A 15484-nucleotide genomic window follows, 5' to 3' on the forward strand; every position below is an offset into this window, starting at 1 on the left:
CAATCCAAAAGTTTTTGTCTTTTATCCACGAGTTTACATTCCTCGACAAATTACGCAATAGTTACTATCCTCACATACCCCTGCTAAATGCGAAGCACATGGATCTTGACATTACTTTTATGAGAGAGAAGGTTTTAATCTTTGATATAGTTTTCGATTTACATAAAAGAAATAACTCGTAGCACCTCCCACTTTAACGAGCTTTGCAGCCATCTTTTTAATACCAGGGCTCTCAGAAACTTTTCGATCTGCAAGATAGATTCCTAAAAGACCTCTTTGGATCAAGCGGTGAAACCTTGAGTTAGGTAGATTGGCACAGCTTTTCTCTGCTCTTTCTGCAAAATATACCATTCGTTCAAGCATGTGCTGATCATTCTTATAATACGTACAAAAGTTCAGATCGCCCTCCAACTTGTCTTCATTTTGATCAATAAAATAATCTAACAGAATATGAAGACCTTGCAGCCATGGAAAGTATCCTTTTTTTATCGTTTCAGCAGATTCTTTCGTGAAATTCCCTTGAAATGCGTAGCTGACTAAACAAAAGATACCAAGCGTTGAACCTGCACAAGCAGAAAATTCGTACCAGGTGATATCTGGAAGAACGGATTGATACTCTCCGAACCAACTGATTAACCGAGGCTCTCTCTCTTGAACGATTACATGTTTATGTACCTGTAGGTCACAATAGATCGAAGCTAGTCCGATCAGTTCACTTGCGATATTTGGATAAGCTTTCATCTCTGCTAATACATTTTGACATGTGTAGACAAGTTCGTTTAAATAACCGCCATCGTCCTGCTCTTCTCTGAAACGATAATAATTGGTTGGGACAGCCCCAGGAGACAGAGCATGAAACATACTCTCATGAAGGGCTCGGAAATCTTTTTCATTCAGTGACGTGCTTCTGTCACAAAGATTATCTAAATAGTCGCTGATCGTCTGGTACGCCACCACAAACTCAATGGCTTTTTTGCGATGATTGCCAGCTAGCAGTGTTAGAATCGCTCCTCCTTCACAATGAAACATCTTATCCGAAATACTGCTAACTGCCTGTTTTCTCAATTCAGGATTCGGAATCTTCTCAGCTCTATCATGCCAGTCCTTGAGAAGATGACTGACAGCCGGAAAAATATGTGTATAAACGGAATACATCAATCCCCAAGGGTGAACCGGAACTTTGTTCATAAGATGGCTCCTTTTGTTTATTTCTTCCTTACCTTTTTCCTTAAAGTACTTCACTATGCAAAAATAAAAAATTTTTCACATAATTAAATACATGATCTCTTTCAGGCTCGTTTAAAACTTCATGATAAAGTGACGGAAATTCTTTATACCATTTCTCTTCTATCCCTACTGTGTTAAACCATTGTTTCACTTTTATCTTGTCTACGATTCGATCATCACCTGCTTGCACGACCATTAAAGGTACGTTTGGAAAATCATGATGATAATCAAAAGCATGCTTAATCGAACCGATCAACTCACGGTACCACCTGACAGAAACTTTTTTAACGATTAACTTATCCTCTCGGTCACGAGTGCGGATCTCTTCATTTCTTGTAGCACTTCCTTCAGGTAAGTTAGTGGCTAACCTAACACTCGGAGCGAGTTTGTTTAAAAGGACAGAAACCGCTTCCTTGCCTTTTGATGGGTACTGGACTAATCCTAAACAAGGAGAGGATAGAATAACCGCTTTTATGTTAAGTTGTTTTTCCATCAACGTTCTTATCACAGCTAGCCCACCCATGCTATGCCCTAAGATATATACGGGAAGGCCAAATTTCTCGGCTTCAAGATACCATTTTTCTATGGTTTGAATATAATCATCGAACGCTTCTATATGTCCTCTTCTTCTTGTTGTCGTGCCTTGACCTGGTAGATCACCTGAAACACAATGAAAGCCGGCTTCGTTTAATTGCCTGATCACCCAATCATACCTACCGTGATGTTCATTTGCTCCATGTACGACAACGACGGTTCCAATTGCATTTTTATTCGTTTTCCACGTCCACATTTCTCCACCTTCTCTATTCATAAGACTTGGTGATTTGCTACACTGTAGTTAGATAAATAATTAATAATAGGAGTGTGTAACCATGATCTACCCATTCGGAGACAAACAACCTAAGATTTCAGAAACTGCCTTTATTGCAGACTATGTTACCATCACGGGCGACGTTCAGATTGGTGAATATTCTTCCATTTGGTTTAATTCATCCATACGCGGAGATGTTTCGCCTACGATTATCGGAAACTATGTAAATGTTCAAGATAATTCGGTTCTTCATCAGAGTCCGAACCGCCCTCTTCATTTAAAAGACGGTGTTACTATTGGTCATAGTGTAATCTTACATAGTTGTATCATTGAAGAGAACGCATTGATCGGCATGGGTTCTCTTATATTAGATGGAGCTCACATCGGAGAAGGAGCTTTTATAGGTGCAGGAAGTCTTGTTCCTCCTGGAAAGAAGATACCACCTAACACCCTAGCTTTCGGCCGACCAGCTAAGGTAATCAGAGAGTTAACGGAAGAAGATATTACGGACATGAAGCGAATCCGCCGTGAATATTACGAGAAAGGACAATATTATAAATCTTTACAACCTAAACGTTAAACTCGATTAAGTTTCCATCAGGGTCACTCACAAAAACTTGGTGCCACTCTGTTTTATTAGTTGGCTTGTTAACATAAGGAATGTTATGTACGTCTAATGTTTTTAATAGCTTATCCATATCCGTAACCCTTACGGCAAAATGGCCATCTCTGCTATCGATCTCTGTTGTATTTCGCCTAGCCTTACCATCGGGATGTACGATCAAATGAAGCTGTGTGTCACCGATATCATACCAAACGCCTGGAAAATCAAATTGCGGGCGTTTTTTATTTTGTTTGAAACCGAGAATTCCCTCATAGAAATACAATGACTCTTTTAGATTTGTTACGAGTAAGGATACATGGTGTATTCCTGCATACATGTATGTCCACCTCTTCCTCTGTATGTTTTGCCCATAATTTTAACATAGAAATTAATAATTTGAGACGAAATCGTACTGAAACTGCTACCCTTTTGAATACTAATAATAAAAGTTAACCATATGAAAGGAAGTTGTCTGATGAGTTCATCTAATCAAAAGTCTTATGTTCCTTATCATAGCCCTTACGATCCGTGTCCTCCGATCGGAAAGAAATATTACTCTACTCCTCCAAATCTATATATGGGATTTCAACCTTATAATCTTCCACAATACTCACCAAAAGAAGCCCTACAAAAAGGTACACTATGGCCTGCATTTTATGATTATTATGAAAATCCTTATGAAAGAAGGAGGTAATCTTCGTGCCAGCAACCTTACCTGAAGAATTCTATCAGTGGATGGAAGAGCTCCAAGCAGTTGATTTTGTTCTTGTGGAACTTACCTTATATCTCGACACACACCCACAGGATCAATCCGCAGTTCAACAGTTTAATCAGTTCGCGAAACAAAGAAAACAAATCAAGAGAGCCATCGAGTCAAAATATGGCCCTCTCCAGCAATACGGAAACAGTTATTCAGGCATGCCATGGAACTGGAGTGATGGACCATGGCCATGGCAGTTATAAATAGAAAGGAGGTTCATTTTAGATGTGGGTATATGAAAAGAAACTGCAATATCCAGTGAAAGTAACGTCATGCAATCCAACACTTGCTAAATATTTAATTGAACAATACGGAGGTGCAGATGGAGAACTAGCTGCAGCTCTTCGGTATTTAAATCAGCGTTATACGATTCCTGATAAAGTGATAGGTCTACTTACGGATATAGGTACAGAAGAATTCGCTCATCTTGAAATGATTGCAACCATGATCTACAAGCTGACAAAAGACGCCACACCCGAGCAATTAAAAGCTGCTGGCATCGCAGATCACTATGTCAACCACGATAGCGCCTTGTTCTACCATAATGCAGCCGGTGTACCATTTACTGCAAGCTACATAGCTGCAAAAGGTGATCCGATCGCTGATTTATATGAAGATATCGCAGCGGAAGAAAAAGCACGTGCAACTTACCAGTGGATCATTAATATGTCAGACGATCCTGGTCTTAATGACTCTCTTCGTTTCCTAAGAGAAAGGGAGATTATTCATTCTCAAAGATTTCGTGAGGCGGTTGAAATCTTAAAAGAGGAACGTGACAGAAAAATATACTTCTAGCCATTCTGCTCTTGCAGGATGGTTTTTTTATAATAATTTCATACTGTCTTCACGTTCCCCTTACAATTGTATTTTACTATGATAATAACGACAAAAAAAAAGCATGATAAGGGGGATACTCATGGCAAAAGTAATGAATTGGCTATATGAAAAAGAGTGTACATTTTTCCGACTTATTAATGGAAGACTGCACAGGAACTCAATGGATCATTTCTTTCACTTGTGGACACATCTTGGTGGTGCAACAGCTACCATCTCAACAAGTATTCTGCTTCTGTTATTTCTCCCTATGCACTTAAAGTCTTGGGGAATCGTTTGTATGCTATCCTTATTGATCAGCCACATTCCTGTTGCGATCTCTAAGAAAATGTATCCAAGAAAAAGACCTTATTTAAGTCTTCCGGATACAAACGTCGGTCATAATCCACTAAAAGATCATTCGTTTCCATCCGGTCATACGACAGCTGTATTTTCAATTATCACGCCGTTGATACTATTAAATCCTTTTATCGGTATATTTTTATTGGTCGCCGCACTTTTGGTAGCCATCTCTCGTATGTATCTTGGTCTTCATTATCCTTCCGACGTACTTGCAGGGATGATTCTAGGCATCAGCTCTAGTTTCTTTTCTTTATTTCTAGTAAATAGCTTTATCTTGCCTTATTTTTTATAAAAATAGCGATTTTATAATGTAAAACAAGGGGGACATCTCAAGAAAAACGGTGATGATCCTTCTTTTTATGCTTAAAATTCGTACATTAGCATTTTATACGAGGTAATCACAATTATATCCGTAGATAAGGAACATTTATCCGTAAAACTAGCGATTAATTCCGTACATAAAATTTTTTATCCGATTTTCGACAAATCCTTCTAAACTAACCACTACAAAAAAACCAGACTCCCAAAAGGAAGTCTGGTTTAACATGTCATTAAATATTTGCTTGCTTCTTAAGCTCTGCAGCTTTATCAGTATTTTCCCAAGGAAGGTTGATGTCTGTACGTCCGAAGTGGCCGTATGCAGCAGTTTGCTTGTAAATCGGACGGCGAAGATCAAGCATCTTAATAATTCCAGCCGGACGAAGATCGAAGTTGTTGCGAACTAACTCAACAAGAACTTCTTCAGAAACTTTACCTGTTTCAAACGTGTTTACAGCGATTGATACGGGTTGAGCAACACCGATTGCGTAAGCAAGTTGTACTTCAACTTTATCAGCAAGACCTGATGCTACGATGTTTTTAGCAACATAACGAGCAGCATAAGCAGCTGAACGGTCAACTTTAGTCGCGTCCTTACCAGAGAATGCACCGCCACCGTGACGAGCATATCCACCGTAAGTATCTACGATGATCTTACGACCAGTAAGACCTGCATCCCCTTGTGGTCCGCCGATAACGAAACGTCCTGTTGGGTTGATGAAGTATTTTGTGTTCTCGTCGATCAATTCAGCAGGAACAACAGGCATGATTACTTTTTCTTTGATGTCTTTTTGAATTTCTTCAAGCGTGTTCTCAGGATGGTGCTGAGTTGAGATTACGATTGTATCGATGCGAACAGGCTTATCGTTCTCATCGTATTCAACCGTTACTTGTGTCTTTCCATCTGGACGTAAGTATGGAATCTCTTCAGTCTTACGAACCTCTGTAAGACGGCGAGATAATTTATGAGCGAGTGAGATTGGAAGAGGCATAAGCTCTTCTGTTTCGTTACAAGCAAATCCGAACATTAGACCTTGGTCACCTGCACCGATCGCTTCAATTTCAGCATCTGACATAGAACCTTCTCTTGCTTCAAGAGCTTGGTCAACACCCATCGCGATATCAGCAGATTGCTCATCGATAGAAGTTAATACTGCACATGTTTCTGAATCGAAACCATATTTTGCACGGTCATAACCGATTTCTTTAATTGTCTCACGAACAACTTTTGGGATATCTACATAAGTAGAAGTTGTGATCTCACCTGCAACAAGTACAAGACCTGTAGTAACAGAAGTTTCACATGCTACACGAGCATTTGCATCATGTGTTAGGATTTCATCTAGAATCGCATCTGAGATTTGGTCACAGATTTTATCTGGATGGCCTTCTGTAACGGATTCTGATGTAAATAAACGACGACTAACTTTTTTGGACAAGTTAATATCCTCCCTTTAACTGCTTTCAGTATGATACGGTACTTTATTCTTATCTATTTTACACAGTTTATGTTCTTAACCTGAAAAAGGCATAAAAAAAGCCCTTCCCTGTCTCACATACATTCACGAGGGAAAAGGTTTCTAAAACCATAATGCCTTCAACCTCTTATTGTCCAAGGTTATTTTCACCTTGCAGGTTAGCACCTTTTCATTTCCAGTGGCGATATTTTTGCCACTTTCATGTCGGTTGCTGGGTTTCATAGGGCCTGTCCCTCCACCTACTCAGAATAAGAGTAGCCGTTCTCGAAATATGATATCGTAATGATCACTCTCTGTCAATAGAAAACCCTATGAATAGCAATAAGTTTGGAGTATTATATTCTATAGAATGAAAGCGTTTTAAATAAGATGGATAATTTATATGATTTTGTACTTTTTTTATGAAGTAAGAACTTTTTTGATGCACTTTCATAAAATAGTATACATTATTTGATTCAATGTGTTATACTAATTTTCGAATATATCACTCTAGGATAAAGGATGGTACTGTCTCATATGAATACTTTGGAATTTACGACAACCTTAAACGATCTTGTGACCCGTGAAACAACTCACCAGAACTTACCTGTTCCGGTTTTAGTAGAAAAATCTCTTCAGCGCAACGAGGGCATCCTTACATCCACAGGAGCACTTCAAGCTACAACGGGGAAATATACAGGCCGTTCCCCTGAGGATAAATTTATCGTTGAAGATGCTTCCATTAAAGATTCAATCGATTGGGGAAAGGTAAATAAGCCATTTTCACCAGAAAACTTTGATAAATTATACAAAAAAGTCCTTCAATACTTAGGGAATAAAGAAGAATTATTCGTATTTAAAGGGTTTGCTGGAGCAGACCGCGAGTATCGCCTTCCTATCCAAGTCGTTAATGAGTATGCATGGCATAACCTTTTTGCTCACCAAATGTTTGTGCGCCCGAACCATGATGAGCTAGGTACACATGAATCTCAATTCACAGTGATTTCAGCACCAGGATTCCAAGCTAATCCTGCTGAAGACGGAACAAACTCTGAGACGTTTATTATCGTTTCTTTTGAAAAGAAAATTGTTCTGATCGGTGGTACTGAATATGCAGGTGAAATAAAAAAATCTGTATTCTCTGTCATGAACTACATTCTTCCTGAAAAAGGCATTCTATCTATGCACTGTTCAGCAAACGTTGGGAATGAAGGAGATGTAGCTTTATTCTTTGGGTTATCTGGGACTGGAAAAACGACATTATCAGCTGATGCAAATCGTCGTTTGATCGGTGATGATGAGCATGGTTGGGCTAACACAGGAGTTTTCAACATTGAAGGCGGATGTTATGCAAAAACAATCGATCTTTCGAAAGAAAAAGAACCACAGATCTGGAACGCGATTCGTTTTGGAAGCGTTCTAGAGAACGTCATGATCGACCCAGTTACTAGAGAAGCAGATTACAAAGATTCTTCATTAACAGAAAACACACGTGCTGCTTATCCAGTTGATGCTATTCCAAATATTATTCAACCAAGCGTAGCAGGACACCCGAACACAATCATCTTCTTAACAGCTGATGCATTCGGTGTACTGCCTCCGATCAGCAAACTTACTAAAGAACAAGCGATGTATCATTTCTTATCTGGATACACAAGCAAACTTGCAGGAACTGAAAGAGGCGTAACATCACCACAGGCTACGTTCTCAACTTGTTTCGGGGCACCATTCTTGCCACTACCTGCTACCGTTTATGCTGAGATGCTTGGTAAGAAAATCGATCAGCACAACGTTCAGGTTTATCTTGTTAATACAGGATGGTCTGGTGGAGAATATGGCATCGGAAGTCGTATGAATCTAGGGCACACTCGCGCTATGGTGCAAGCTGCTCTAGAAGGTGAACTTACTTCTGTTGAAACAGTCGTAGATCCTATATTTGGACTTCATATCCCAACACACTGCCCTGGTGTACCAGATCAAGTGCTTCAACCGAAGAAGACGTGGCGTGATCAAGACGCTTATGACGTTAAAGCGAAAGAGCTTGCTAGCCAGTTTAAAGCGAACTTTGAAAAATTCAAATCTGTTTCAACTGAAATTTCTCAAGCTGGACCGCTTGTTTAATATTCTTAAAAAAACCTTCCATTTTAGCAATGGAAGGTTTTTGGTTTTATCGCAATTTTCCTAACACAACTATCCAATATGCTTGGTGTTAGAACGAAAAAATAAAAGGAGCTGAAATCTTATTCAGCTCCTTTTCCATGTCCTTTCATCCATTCACATAAAGCATATGTAATTTTTCTGTTCTCTTTAGGCGGAAAATAATGTGTATATTCTGGATAGATCCATGTTTCGCATGGTTTTCCGAGCTCTTTTAGTCTTGCTTCAATCTTCAGTGTATGCTCTACACTCACGTTCTCATCCTTCATACCATGGATGCAAAGTAAAGGTGTATGTAATTCCTCACAATAGTTAAGCGGGGATCTCCATTCAAATTCTTCTGGATATTTCTCTGGAGTTCCTCCAATAACTCTTTTCATCATCCTCCGCAGATCTTCTCTCTCATCATACGTGATCGCCATGTCAGTCACACCGCCCCATGTTACGAGAGAACGAATTTCAGGATATTTTATAGCGGTAAATAAGGCCATAGGACCACCACGAGAAAAGCCAAATACATGAATGTCGTCTGGATCTACTTTAGGAAACTGTTTTAATACCTCAAAGGCGGCAAAAGCATCTGTTCGATCCTCTCCAGCAAAGTCTTCGTTGCCTTCTCCCCCTTGATTTCCTCGATAATAGGGAGCCATCACAACAAAACCTTGTGAAGCAAACTGAATGATCCTAGCAATCCTGACCATTCCAACAGACTTGATTCCACCTCTAAGATAAAGAAAACCTGGAAAAGGTCCTTTTCCTTCTGGTAATGCGGCTAGTCCTTTTATTTTTAACCCATCATTTAAATACGTGACCACATATAGGCGAATGGTAGGATGTGGAGAAGGAAATCGCTGCCACTCTATCATTTTTGCTTTTTTCATTCCTACACTCCTTTATTTTTGTGGGCAAACACACATTTGCACCAATCACATACATTATTACATAAAAGTCATGACTTCATCCCTATGTGCAGGAGGATCCAATATGAAATATTTCAAAAGAAAATTAACGATACTTTTCACTTGTTTACTAGCTTTCTCCATACTGTTAGCAGGATGCAATACCTCTAGTCCTAAAAAAGAAAAAATTAGAATCGCAGAAGTAACACGTTCCATTTTTTATGCTCCACAATATGTGGCTATTGAAAAAGGATTTTTTAAAGAAGAGGGTTTAGATGTTGAGCTGACTACCACCTGGGGCGGCGATAAAACGATGACAGCTTTATTGTCTGATGGAGCAGACGTAGCACTCGTTGGTTCAGAAACAACGATCTATGTGCATGCACAAGAATCCACAGATCCTGTTATTAACTTTGCACAGCTCACACAGACAGATGGTACTTTTTTAGTTGCAAGAAAAAAGCCAGAATTCTTTTCATGGGATCAGCTTAAAGGCAGTACTTTCTTAGGCCAACGTAAAGGCGGCATGCCACAGATGGCAGGTGAGTTTGGCATAAAGAAACACGGGATCGATCCTAAGAACGATCTAACGATGATTCAAAATATTGATTTTGCTAACATTGCAAATGCGTTTGCATCTGGAACAGGAGATTATGTTCAATTATTCGAGCCTCAAGCAAGTTTGTTCGAGCAAGAAGGGATCGGGCATATCGTCGCTTCGTTCGGCGCTGAGTCTGGGAAGATTCCTTATACAACATTCATGGCTAAACAAAGCTATATAAAAGAAAATAAAGAAACATTGGAGAAATTTACAAAAGGCTTATACAAAGCCCAGTTATGGGTAGAGAATCACTCGGCAAAAGAGATCGCAAAAGTTATCGCACCTTATTTTGAAGATACCCCTGTGGAACTTATTGAAACCGTTGTGGATCGATATAAAAGTCAACACAGTTTCGCTCTAAATCCGATATTAGATGAAGAAGAGTGGAACAACTTACAAACGATTATGGACGAAGCGGGCGAACTTCCGAAGAAAGTGGATTATAACATTCTAGTTGATACTGCAATAGCAAAGAAAGCCATCAAGTAGACAATAGCCTCTGTATAAAGAAACAGCTACTGCAGTGAGCTTCTTATTCCTTTATTACACGAGAAGTTTCACTGGTAGCTTGTTGGAAGTCCAAATACAAAATCAGGAGGGATCGTCGTGGCTTTATTACAACTAAAATCTGTCGGGCAAACTTACTTTTCAAAAACGTCTGCCACAACGGCCTTAGAAGATATCTCGCTTTCTGTTCAAGAAGGCGAGTTTATATCCTTACTAGGACCTAGCGGGTGTGGTAAATCTACACTTCTATCTATGATTGCAGGTCTACTCACTCCAACAGTCGGATCAGTAACGGTGAATAATCAACTGGTTACTTCTCCGCATCCAAAGATCGGTTATATGCTTCAGCAAGACTACCTATTTCCATGGAAAACGATTCAAGATAACATAACACTTGGTTTAAAACTGAGAAATCAACATTCGTTGGAGAACGTTCAAGCAGCAGTAAAACTACTCAAAGAGATCGGATTAGACCATACATTAACCAAATACCCTTCAGAGCTTTCTGGAGGAATGAGACAGAGAGTGGCGCTCGTTCGAACACTCGCCACACAGCCCAAGATCCTTTTACTCGATGAACCTTTCTCAGCACTCGATTATCAAACAAAGTTAAAGCTTGAGGATCTTGTATCCTCTACTCTAAGAGACCATGGAAAAACCGCTATCTTAGTTACACATGATATTGGTGAGGCCATCGCGATGAGTGATACCGTTATTTTACTATCGACAAATCCCGGACGTATTTTCAGGACATTTAAGATGCCAGAATCATTAAGGACACTTCCTCCCTTTGAAGCTCGGCAGCATCCAGACTTTTCTGCAACCTTTCAGCAAATATGGGAGGAGTTGGAGCACATTGAACAAAACGATAAAGAGTAAGATACACCAAGAGTATCTGGAATCGATAAAAAAAGAGAATCGAAATATTCGTCTGGTACAACTTTTTATTTTTATTAGCTTTTTCTTGTTATGGGAAATCTCATCTCTACAGGGATGGATCAATCCCTTACTATTTAGCTCTCCCACGAAGATTGGATCTCTTTTTATTGAAAAGATTGGTGATGGTTCACTTTATATTCACGTTTTTTTTACTTTAGGTGAGACTGTATTAGGATTTATCTTAGGTACGGTGCTAGGTACTCTACTCGCTGCTCTGCTTTGGTGGTCACCTTTTTTATCTAAAGTACTCGATCCCTATCTTGTTGTTCTAAACGCCATGCCCAAAGTAGCGTTAGGACCTATTTTAATCGTTGCTATCGGTCCTAACTTTGGTTCGATCATTGCTATGGGGATCTTAATCTCGATCATCATTACCACGCTTGTCGTATATACAGCGTTTCAAAATGTGGATGCCAACTATATCAAAGTAGTACGATCTTTTGGAGGAAATAAAAAACAGTGCTTTAAGGAGGTTATCCTTCCAGCCTGTTTTCCGAATATCATATCTTCTTTAAAGGTAAATGTGGGGTTGTCATGGGTAGGTGTCATCGTTGGCGAGTTCCTTGTTTCCAAACAAGGCTTAGGGTACATGATTATCTACGGATTCCAAGTCTTTAACTTCACACTCGTGCTCATGAGCCTCTTGATCATTGCGGTTATGGCTACTGTCATGTATCAAGGAGTCGAATGGTTAGAACGAAAACTTATTAAACACCGCATATGATTTTTTATCTAGGCCAGGGCATGCTTAAGGGCGTATTTCATACTCTCTTTTAGCACCTGGTCTTTCATCATAAAGCTGAATGCCTTATCCGTGGATACATCTTCAGGCAACTCACTCATTAAGACAGGTCCATTCGTTTCAAAATAACGGTGCTTTAAAAGGATTTTATCCACAGTTGCTACATAAATATTCTTAATGATCTTTCCGCCTTTTCCATCGACAAAGTACTGGCCAATATATTTAAGATCTGATACTCTTCCACCTGTTTCTTCAAAAACTTCCCGAACCGCTGCTTCATCTGCTGTTTCTCCAGGTTCTACCTTTCCTCCAGGAAATTCGATTCCACGTCTCGGATGCTCTGTCAGTAACCATTGATCTTTAAACTTACACAAACACCACACATGTTTAGGTGTATCCGAAAAGGGGTGGTCTGAAAACGACAATTGTACATTGTTGTTATAAAAATCTTTAAACGTAATTATATCCATCACACTACTCCATCTCGACTGTTTCCTTTATTGTAAAGTTCACAACATTTAAAGTCCATTTGTTTTAATTGCGACTCTCTAAACATACGCTTTCTTTAGAGTAATCAACTTATCTCTTTCTATTATGTAACAATCCTAGTCTATTCAATCTAAGTAAAAAAACATGGGTGGTGAAACCCATGTTTAATCGATAGATGCAAATGTAATAATCCATTTTCCATCAAGGTATTCATATCCTAGAGTAATCTCATATGTGCCATAAAGATCAGACTCATTTTTTTGATGGACTCTATAAGAATGATCTGAGAGCTGTTTGATAATGACAGGTTCACTTTCTTCTAACCAAGGTGGGAGCTCTGTCGGAATGATATATAGAGAACTTTCTCGTTCCTCAAACAAACCATCCGTATAATAAGCAGCTAGATCTTTAGACACAAATTGCGTTAAGTATGTCATATATTCTTCTTTATTAGAATAATTTAAAACCCTATAGTTTTCATCCGTTTCCTGCTTTAATGCTTCAATAAAAAGATTCGCCTGTTTCTTCGCGATATCCTCCGTAAATACGGGAACAGCTTGTTTTTCTTTCTTTTCTTCAGCCGTCACAGGCTGAGTGATAATCTTGTCCGAGGCTCCGGACTTCTCTTTAACGTTTTCTGGAATGTTAGGGACAATGATGAATGATAGCATAACAGCCAAACATAGTGCTAGAAAAGCTTTCATGACATTTCACCGCCTGACATTGTTTTCTTACTATAATCTATTCACTCATTTCGAAATTCTAAACCCTTTTTAATGAATCGTCGAAAAGGCTTCCAAAACTAGTTACATATTCTTCAGCTCAACTTGCTTTTTTGTATTTTTTACTTTTCTTGCCGATCTCATACAATCCTGTTGCAGCTAACCCAGCTATCCCTCCAGACCATAAACGTAGTTCTACATTCATCTCCGTAACAGGAGCAGCTAACCATCCAATTATCAATCCCATAAAAAAACTAATAATGGGTATATATTTTTTCGGAATCGGGAAAGTACGTTTTAAGAGCTCCATCATCGCTGTTACCAAAGGAGCTAATAGTGATGAAAACATGAGTACTTGCTCCAACAGGACCACCCCCCTTTTTCATAAGCACGACCTTCCTTTAGTAAATTAAAGATTCAAGCTTCATAACTTATTTCCTGCCAAAATAAAAAATTACTTTTTGTCCCATGCTTCATATGTCAGATTGCATAAAATAAAGTGCCATGATTTTTTTCGGTTATTTTATTGAAATGAGTCAATACTATTGGTAATGAAAGGCAAGACAGGAGTGAGTTTTATGGTAAAAGGCGACGATCTTTTTTTAATACGCTTAGAAGCAAATGAAATTTCCTGGTGGGAGTATGCTAGAAATGTTTCACCAATTTCCCGACCAAAACAATATCTAACATATTGGTCATTTTTAAAAAATAGAGGTAAGTTACCTAGGCGGTTGGTTAAAGAAGCCGAATGGCGTATGGAAGCTAGAAGAAAAGGCTTATTAGATACATGATACTTAACGTAAAAAGCAAAAGACCCAGAGAAAAGGCCTTTTGCTTTATTTTTTAATTATGTAATTTTTTTAAAAGACTGTTCAATCTTCTTACTTTCGATTCATGATCTGGCTTAAGCTCGTACTCTAGATCCTTTAGCTCAGAATCAACAACTTCATATGCATAACCTTGACTAAGCAATGCTTCAATTAACAATTCTTTCTCTTCATCTGTAAGGTTTACTTTCATGTTAGAATTCAATTGTTAATCCCCCTCTCGTATATGCATCCATTATAACGTGGGGGTTATGAGCTTATCCTTACTAAAAAATTGGAAATTTTAAAATTCAACCATTCAACTTGTTATAAACACCCAGGCGATCGCACCTAAAATGATTAGAATATTAGTGAAAACATCTATAACTCTGTTATCTTTCTTAAGCTTGTTTCCAGTGAAAAACAGTAAAAGCGCAATAAAGAAAATCGTTGCAAAATAAAATCCAATCGCTGACCATGAAAAAAATAATAATTGCTGCTCCAATGATATCCCCCCTAGATTATTTCATAAATCGAAGGATAATTTCGTAAGGTAGCTGGCTGGCATAAAGAAATGAAGCCCCTATAGCTTTGCGTCCTCACTTTTCAATGAGTTTGCCTTTATCAAACGATTTATGGCAGTTTGTCTTCACGATTGCATACAAAATCAAGCACTCGAGACATTCTTCCTATTTTATAGGTATATTATATCAGAAAATAGTTAAGGAGACTCATTATTTTTTTACTATTTAAATTATTTAACTTATATGGTTTTCTTGATCAATAAATTGAGCGTTCTTCCACTCTAACTCTAGTTCGCTTAATGTAAAATCGGTTAGATGTCTATGATCTTCATACCCATATAAACCCCTATGGATAAGATGTTGAATGAGTCGCTGTTTACGTCCTTCAACCGCTCTTCGCAGTTGTCCTTTATGGGATTCCATAAAATCTTCTCCTTTTGATCATGTTTGCTAACTATTCTAACCACATCAAAGAAGATTCAAGCATAAAGACAAACAAAAAAGTTCCCTTATAGCAAAGGAACTTTTAACGAGATTCGTTCTAGTGTAAGACAGATTTACTCCATTGTTCATAAACTGAATTAGGGGCATTCCAGCATAGCCAGGAAACCATGGTTTTAATTCCATGTTGACTTACTTCCCAGTACTCCCAGCGCCGTTTGGAGAGATTTTCATAAATTCCTGTTTCATTCACCCAACCGTCCATATCAAACGCCTCCTATTCATCTACTTTATAAAAAGTTCT

General features: G+C 38.6%; 22 protein-coding genes and 2 riboswitches. Of the genes, 10 read left to right on the top strand and 12 right to left on the bottom strand.

Translation table 11 applies throughout. The features are described 5' to 3' along the window. Positions 1-117: 117 nt before the first annotated feature. The gene (locus ABE65_RS16005; RefSeq protein WP_066396993.1) at positions 118-1188 is read right to left on the bottom strand and encodes a tetraprenyl-beta-curcumene synthase family protein; all 1071 of its coding nucleotides are present in this window, start codon (positions 1186-1188) and stop codon (positions 118-120) included. A 40-nt stretch (positions 1189-1228) separates the two neighbouring features. Further along, a complete protein-coding gene (locus tag ABE65_RS16010) occupies positions 1229-2017 on the bottom strand; it encodes an alpha/beta hydrolase (RefSeq protein WP_066396996.1) in 789 nt (262 codons plus the stop codon). A gap of 82 nt (positions 2018-2099) precedes the next feature. Between ABE65_RS16010 and ABE65_RS16015 the strand changes: the two genes are divergently transcribed. Continuing rightward, a complete protein-coding gene (locus ABE65_RS16015; RefSeq protein WP_066397000.1) occupies positions 2100-2618 on the top strand; it encodes a gamma carbonic anhydrase in 519 nt (172 codons plus the stop codon). Here ABE65_RS16015 and ABE65_RS16020 read toward each other — a convergent pair. Beyond that, entirely contained in the window at positions 2608-2979 is a 372-nt protein-coding gene (locus ABE65_RS16020; RefSeq protein WP_066397003.1) for a VOC family protein, read from the bottom strand. The two genes, ABE65_RS16015 and ABE65_RS16020, sit on opposite strands and share 11 nt — an antisense overlap. Positions 2980-3117: 138 nt before the next feature. On the opposite strand from ABE65_RS16020, the gene ABE65_RS16025 reads away from it, so the two are divergent. From ABE65_RS16025 to ABE65_RS16040, 4 genes are all read left to right on the top strand, one after another. Then, on the top strand, positions 3118-3336 hold the full coding sequence (locus ABE65_RS16025; protein WP_066397007.1) for a spore coat associated protein CotJA: 219 nt from the start codon (positions 3118-3120) through the stop codon (positions 3334-3336). Positions 3337-3377: 41 nt separating this feature from the next. Further along, positions 3378-3605, top strand: a complete 228-nt coding sequence (locus ABE65_RS16030; RefSeq protein ID WP_066400262.1) for a spore coat protein CotJB — start codon at positions 3378-3380, stop codon at positions 3603-3605. A 22-nt stretch (positions 3606-3627) separates the two neighbouring features. Further along, the gene (cotJC, locus tag ABE65_RS16035) at positions 3628-4197 is read left to right on the top strand and encodes a spore coat protein CotJC (RefSeq protein ID WP_066397012.1); all 570 of its coding nucleotides are present in this window, start codon (positions 3628-3630) and stop codon (positions 4195-4197) included. 121 nt (positions 4198-4318) lie between these two features. After that, entirely contained in the window at positions 4319-4870 is a 552-nt protein-coding gene (locus ABE65_RS16040; protein WP_066397014.1) for a phosphatase PAP2 family protein, read from the top strand. Between the two features lie 259 nt (positions 4871-5129). Here the strand turns inward: ABE65_RS16040 and metK are convergent, their stop codons facing one another. Next, positions 5130-6335 carry a methionine adenosyltransferase gene (gene metK, locus ABE65_RS16045; protein WP_066397021.1) on the bottom strand — a complete coding sequence of 402 codons (1206 nt, stop codon included), beginning with the start codon at positions 6333-6335 and terminating at the stop codon, positions 5130-5132. A gap of 163 nt (positions 6336-6498) precedes the next feature. Beyond that, positions 6499-6629: riboswitch (SAM riboswitch) on the bottom strand. A 261-nt stretch (positions 6630-6890) separates the two neighbouring features. On the opposite strand from metK, the gene pckA reads away from it, so the two are divergent. Then, entirely contained in the window at positions 6891-8474 is a 1584-nt protein-coding gene (gene pckA, locus ABE65_RS16050; RefSeq protein WP_066397023.1) for a phosphoenolpyruvate carboxykinase (ATP), read from the top strand. 119 nt (positions 8475-8593) lie between these two features. Here pckA and ABE65_RS16055 read toward each other — a convergent pair whose 3' ends face one another. Beyond that, positions 8594-9391 (bottom strand): alpha/beta hydrolase family protein, encoded by a 798-nt coding sequence (locus ABE65_RS16055; protein WP_066397026.1) that lies wholly within the window; start codon positions 9389-9391, stop codon positions 8594-8596. 103 nt (positions 9392-9494) lie between these two features. Between ABE65_RS16055 and ABE65_RS16060 the strand changes: the two genes are divergently transcribed. From ABE65_RS16060 to ABE65_RS16070, 3 genes are all read left to right on the top strand, one after another. Further along, entirely contained in the window at positions 9495-10499 is a 1005-nt protein-coding gene (locus ABE65_RS16060; protein ID WP_066397029.1) for an ABC transporter substrate-binding protein, read from the top strand. Positions 10500-10616: 117 nt separating this feature from the next. Continuing rightward, the gene (locus ABE65_RS16065) at positions 10617-11396 is read left to right on the top strand and encodes an ABC transporter ATP-binding protein (RefSeq protein WP_066397031.1); all 780 of its coding nucleotides are present in this window, start codon (positions 10617-10619) and stop codon (positions 11394-11396) included. Further along, positions 11374-12180, top strand: a complete 807-nt coding sequence (locus ABE65_RS16070; protein WP_066397032.1) for an ABC transporter permease — start codon at positions 11374-11376, stop codon at positions 12178-12180. The genes ABE65_RS16065 and ABE65_RS16070 overlap by 23 nt, the downstream gene beginning before the upstream one ends. Positions 12181-12188: 8 nt before the next feature. On the opposite strand, the gene ytkD is transcribed toward ABE65_RS16070, so the two are convergent. The 3 genes from ytkD to ABE65_RS16085 form a co-directional block, all read right to left on the bottom strand. Beyond that, positions 12189-12662, bottom strand: coding sequence for an RNA deprotection pyrophosphohydrolase (gene ytkD / locus ABE65_RS16075; RefSeq protein WP_156499258.1), 474 nt, complete (start codon positions 12660-12662; stop codon positions 12189-12191). A gap of 189 nt (positions 12663-12851) precedes the next feature. Next, complete coding sequence (locus ABE65_RS16080) at positions 12852-13391, bottom strand: hypothetical protein (protein ID WP_066397039.1); 540 nt, start codon at positions 13389-13391, stop codon at positions 12852-12854. 118 nt (positions 13392-13509) lie between these two features. Next, positions 13510-13773: a holin gene (locus tag ABE65_RS16085; protein WP_066397042.1), complete on the bottom strand. Its 264-nt coding sequence runs from the start codon at positions 13771-13773 to the stop codon at positions 13510-13512. 214 nt (positions 13774-13987) lie between these two features. On the opposite strand from ABE65_RS16085, the gene ABE65_RS16090 reads away from it, so the two are divergent. Next, a complete protein-coding gene (locus ABE65_RS16090) occupies positions 13988-14200 on the top strand; it encodes a hypothetical protein (protein WP_066397045.1) in 213 nt (70 codons plus the stop codon). Positions 14201-14252: 52 nt separating this feature from the next. Here ABE65_RS16090 and abbA read toward each other — a convergent pair whose 3' ends face one another. The 4 genes from abbA to ABE65_RS21925 all read right to left on the bottom strand — a co-directional run bounded on the left by abbA (position 14253) and on the right by ABE65_RS21925 (position 15445). After that, the gene (gene abbA / locus ABE65_RS16095) at positions 14253-14441 is read right to left on the bottom strand and encodes an antirepressor AbbA (protein ID WP_066397047.1); all 189 of its coding nucleotides are present in this window, start codon (positions 14439-14441) and stop codon (positions 14253-14255) included. A 93-nt stretch (positions 14442-14534) separates the two neighbouring features. Continuing rightward, positions 14535-14720 (bottom strand): hypothetical protein, encoded by a 186-nt coding sequence (locus ABE65_RS16100; protein WP_066397050.1) that lies wholly within the window; start codon positions 14718-14720, stop codon positions 14535-14537. 44 nt (positions 14721-14764) lie between these two features. Then, a riboswitch (cyclic di-GMP riboswitch) is annotated at positions 14765-14845 on the bottom strand. 128 nt (positions 14846-14973) lie between these two features. Further along, complete coding sequence (locus ABE65_RS16105; RefSeq protein ID WP_066397053.1) at positions 14974-15162, bottom strand: Fur-regulated basic protein FbpA; 189 nt, start codon at positions 15160-15162, stop codon at positions 14974-14976. A gap of 118 nt (positions 15163-15280) precedes the next feature. Continuing rightward, positions 15281-15445, bottom strand: coding sequence for a hypothetical protein (locus ABE65_RS21925; protein ID WP_153237601.1), 165 nt, complete (start codon positions 15443-15445; stop codon positions 15281-15283). Between the last annotated feature and the right edge of the window lie 39 nt (positions 15446-15484).

This window comes from Fictibacillus phosphorivorans, from assembly GCF_001629705.1.
GTDB lineage: Bacteria > Bacillota > Bacilli > Bacillales > Fictibacillaceae > Fictibacillus > Fictibacillus phosphorivorans_A.

What these genes read in the sequence shown, in the direction of transcription:
- ABE65_RS21925 (WP_153237601.1), bottom strand. Translation starts at nt 15,445, where the DNA reads ATGGACGGTTGGGTGAATGAAACAGGAATTTATGAAAATCTCTCCAAA.
- ABE65_RS16090 (WP_066397045.1), top strand. Translation starts at nt 13,988, where the DNA reads ATGGTAAAAGGCGACGATCTTTTTTTAATACGCTTAGAAGCAAATGAA.
- ABE65_RS16060 (WP_066397029.1), top strand. Translation starts at nt 9,495, where the DNA reads ATGAAATATTTCAAAAGAAAATTAACGATACTTTTCACTTGTTTACTA.
- ABE65_RS16020 (WP_066397003.1), bottom strand. Translation starts at nt 2,979, where the DNA reads ATGTATGCAGGAATACACCATGTATCCTTACTCGTAACAAATCTAAAA.
- ABE65_RS16030 (WP_066400262.1), top strand. Translation starts at nt 3,378, where the DNA reads ATGGAAGAGCTCCAAGCAGTTGATTTTGTTCTTGTGGAACTTACCTTA.
- pckA (WP_066397023.1), top strand. Translation starts at nt 6,891, where the DNA reads ATGAATACTTTGGAATTTACGACAACCTTAAACGATCTTGTGACCCGT.
- ABE65_RS16025 (WP_066397007.1), top strand. Translation starts at nt 3,118, where the DNA reads ATGAGTTCATCTAATCAAAAGTCTTATGTTCCTTATCATAGCCCTTAC.
- ABE65_RS16005 (WP_066396993.1), bottom strand. Translation starts at nt 1,188, where the DNA reads ATGAACAAAGTTCCGGTTCACCCTTGGGGATTGATGTATTCCGTTTAT.
- ABE65_RS16105 (WP_066397053.1), bottom strand. Translation starts at nt 15,162, where the DNA reads ATGGAATCCCATAAAGGACAACTGCGAAGAGCGGTTGAAGGACGTAAA.
- ABE65_RS16080 (WP_066397039.1), bottom strand. Translation starts at nt 13,391, where the DNA reads ATGAAAGCTTTTCTAGCACTATGTTTGGCTGTTATGCTATCATTCATC.
- ABE65_RS16010 (WP_066396996.1), bottom strand. Translation starts at nt 2,017, where the DNA reads ATGTGGACGTGGAAAACGAATAAAAATGCAATTGGAACCGTCGTTGTC.
- ABE65_RS16040 (WP_066397014.1), top strand. Translation starts at nt 4,319, where the DNA reads ATGGCAAAAGTAATGAATTGGCTATATGAAAAAGAGTGTACATTTTTC.
- ABE65_RS16055 (WP_066397026.1), bottom strand. Translation starts at nt 9,391, where the DNA reads ATGAAAAAAGCAAAAATGATAGAGTGGCAGCGATTTCCTTCTCCACAT.
- ABE65_RS16015 (WP_066397000.1), top strand. Translation starts at nt 2,100, where the DNA reads ATGATCTACCCATTCGGAGACAAACAACCTAAGATTTCAGAAACTGCC.
- cotJC (WP_066397012.1), top strand. Translation starts at nt 3,628, where the DNA reads ATGTGGGTATATGAAAAGAAACTGCAATATCCAGTGAAAGTAACGTCA.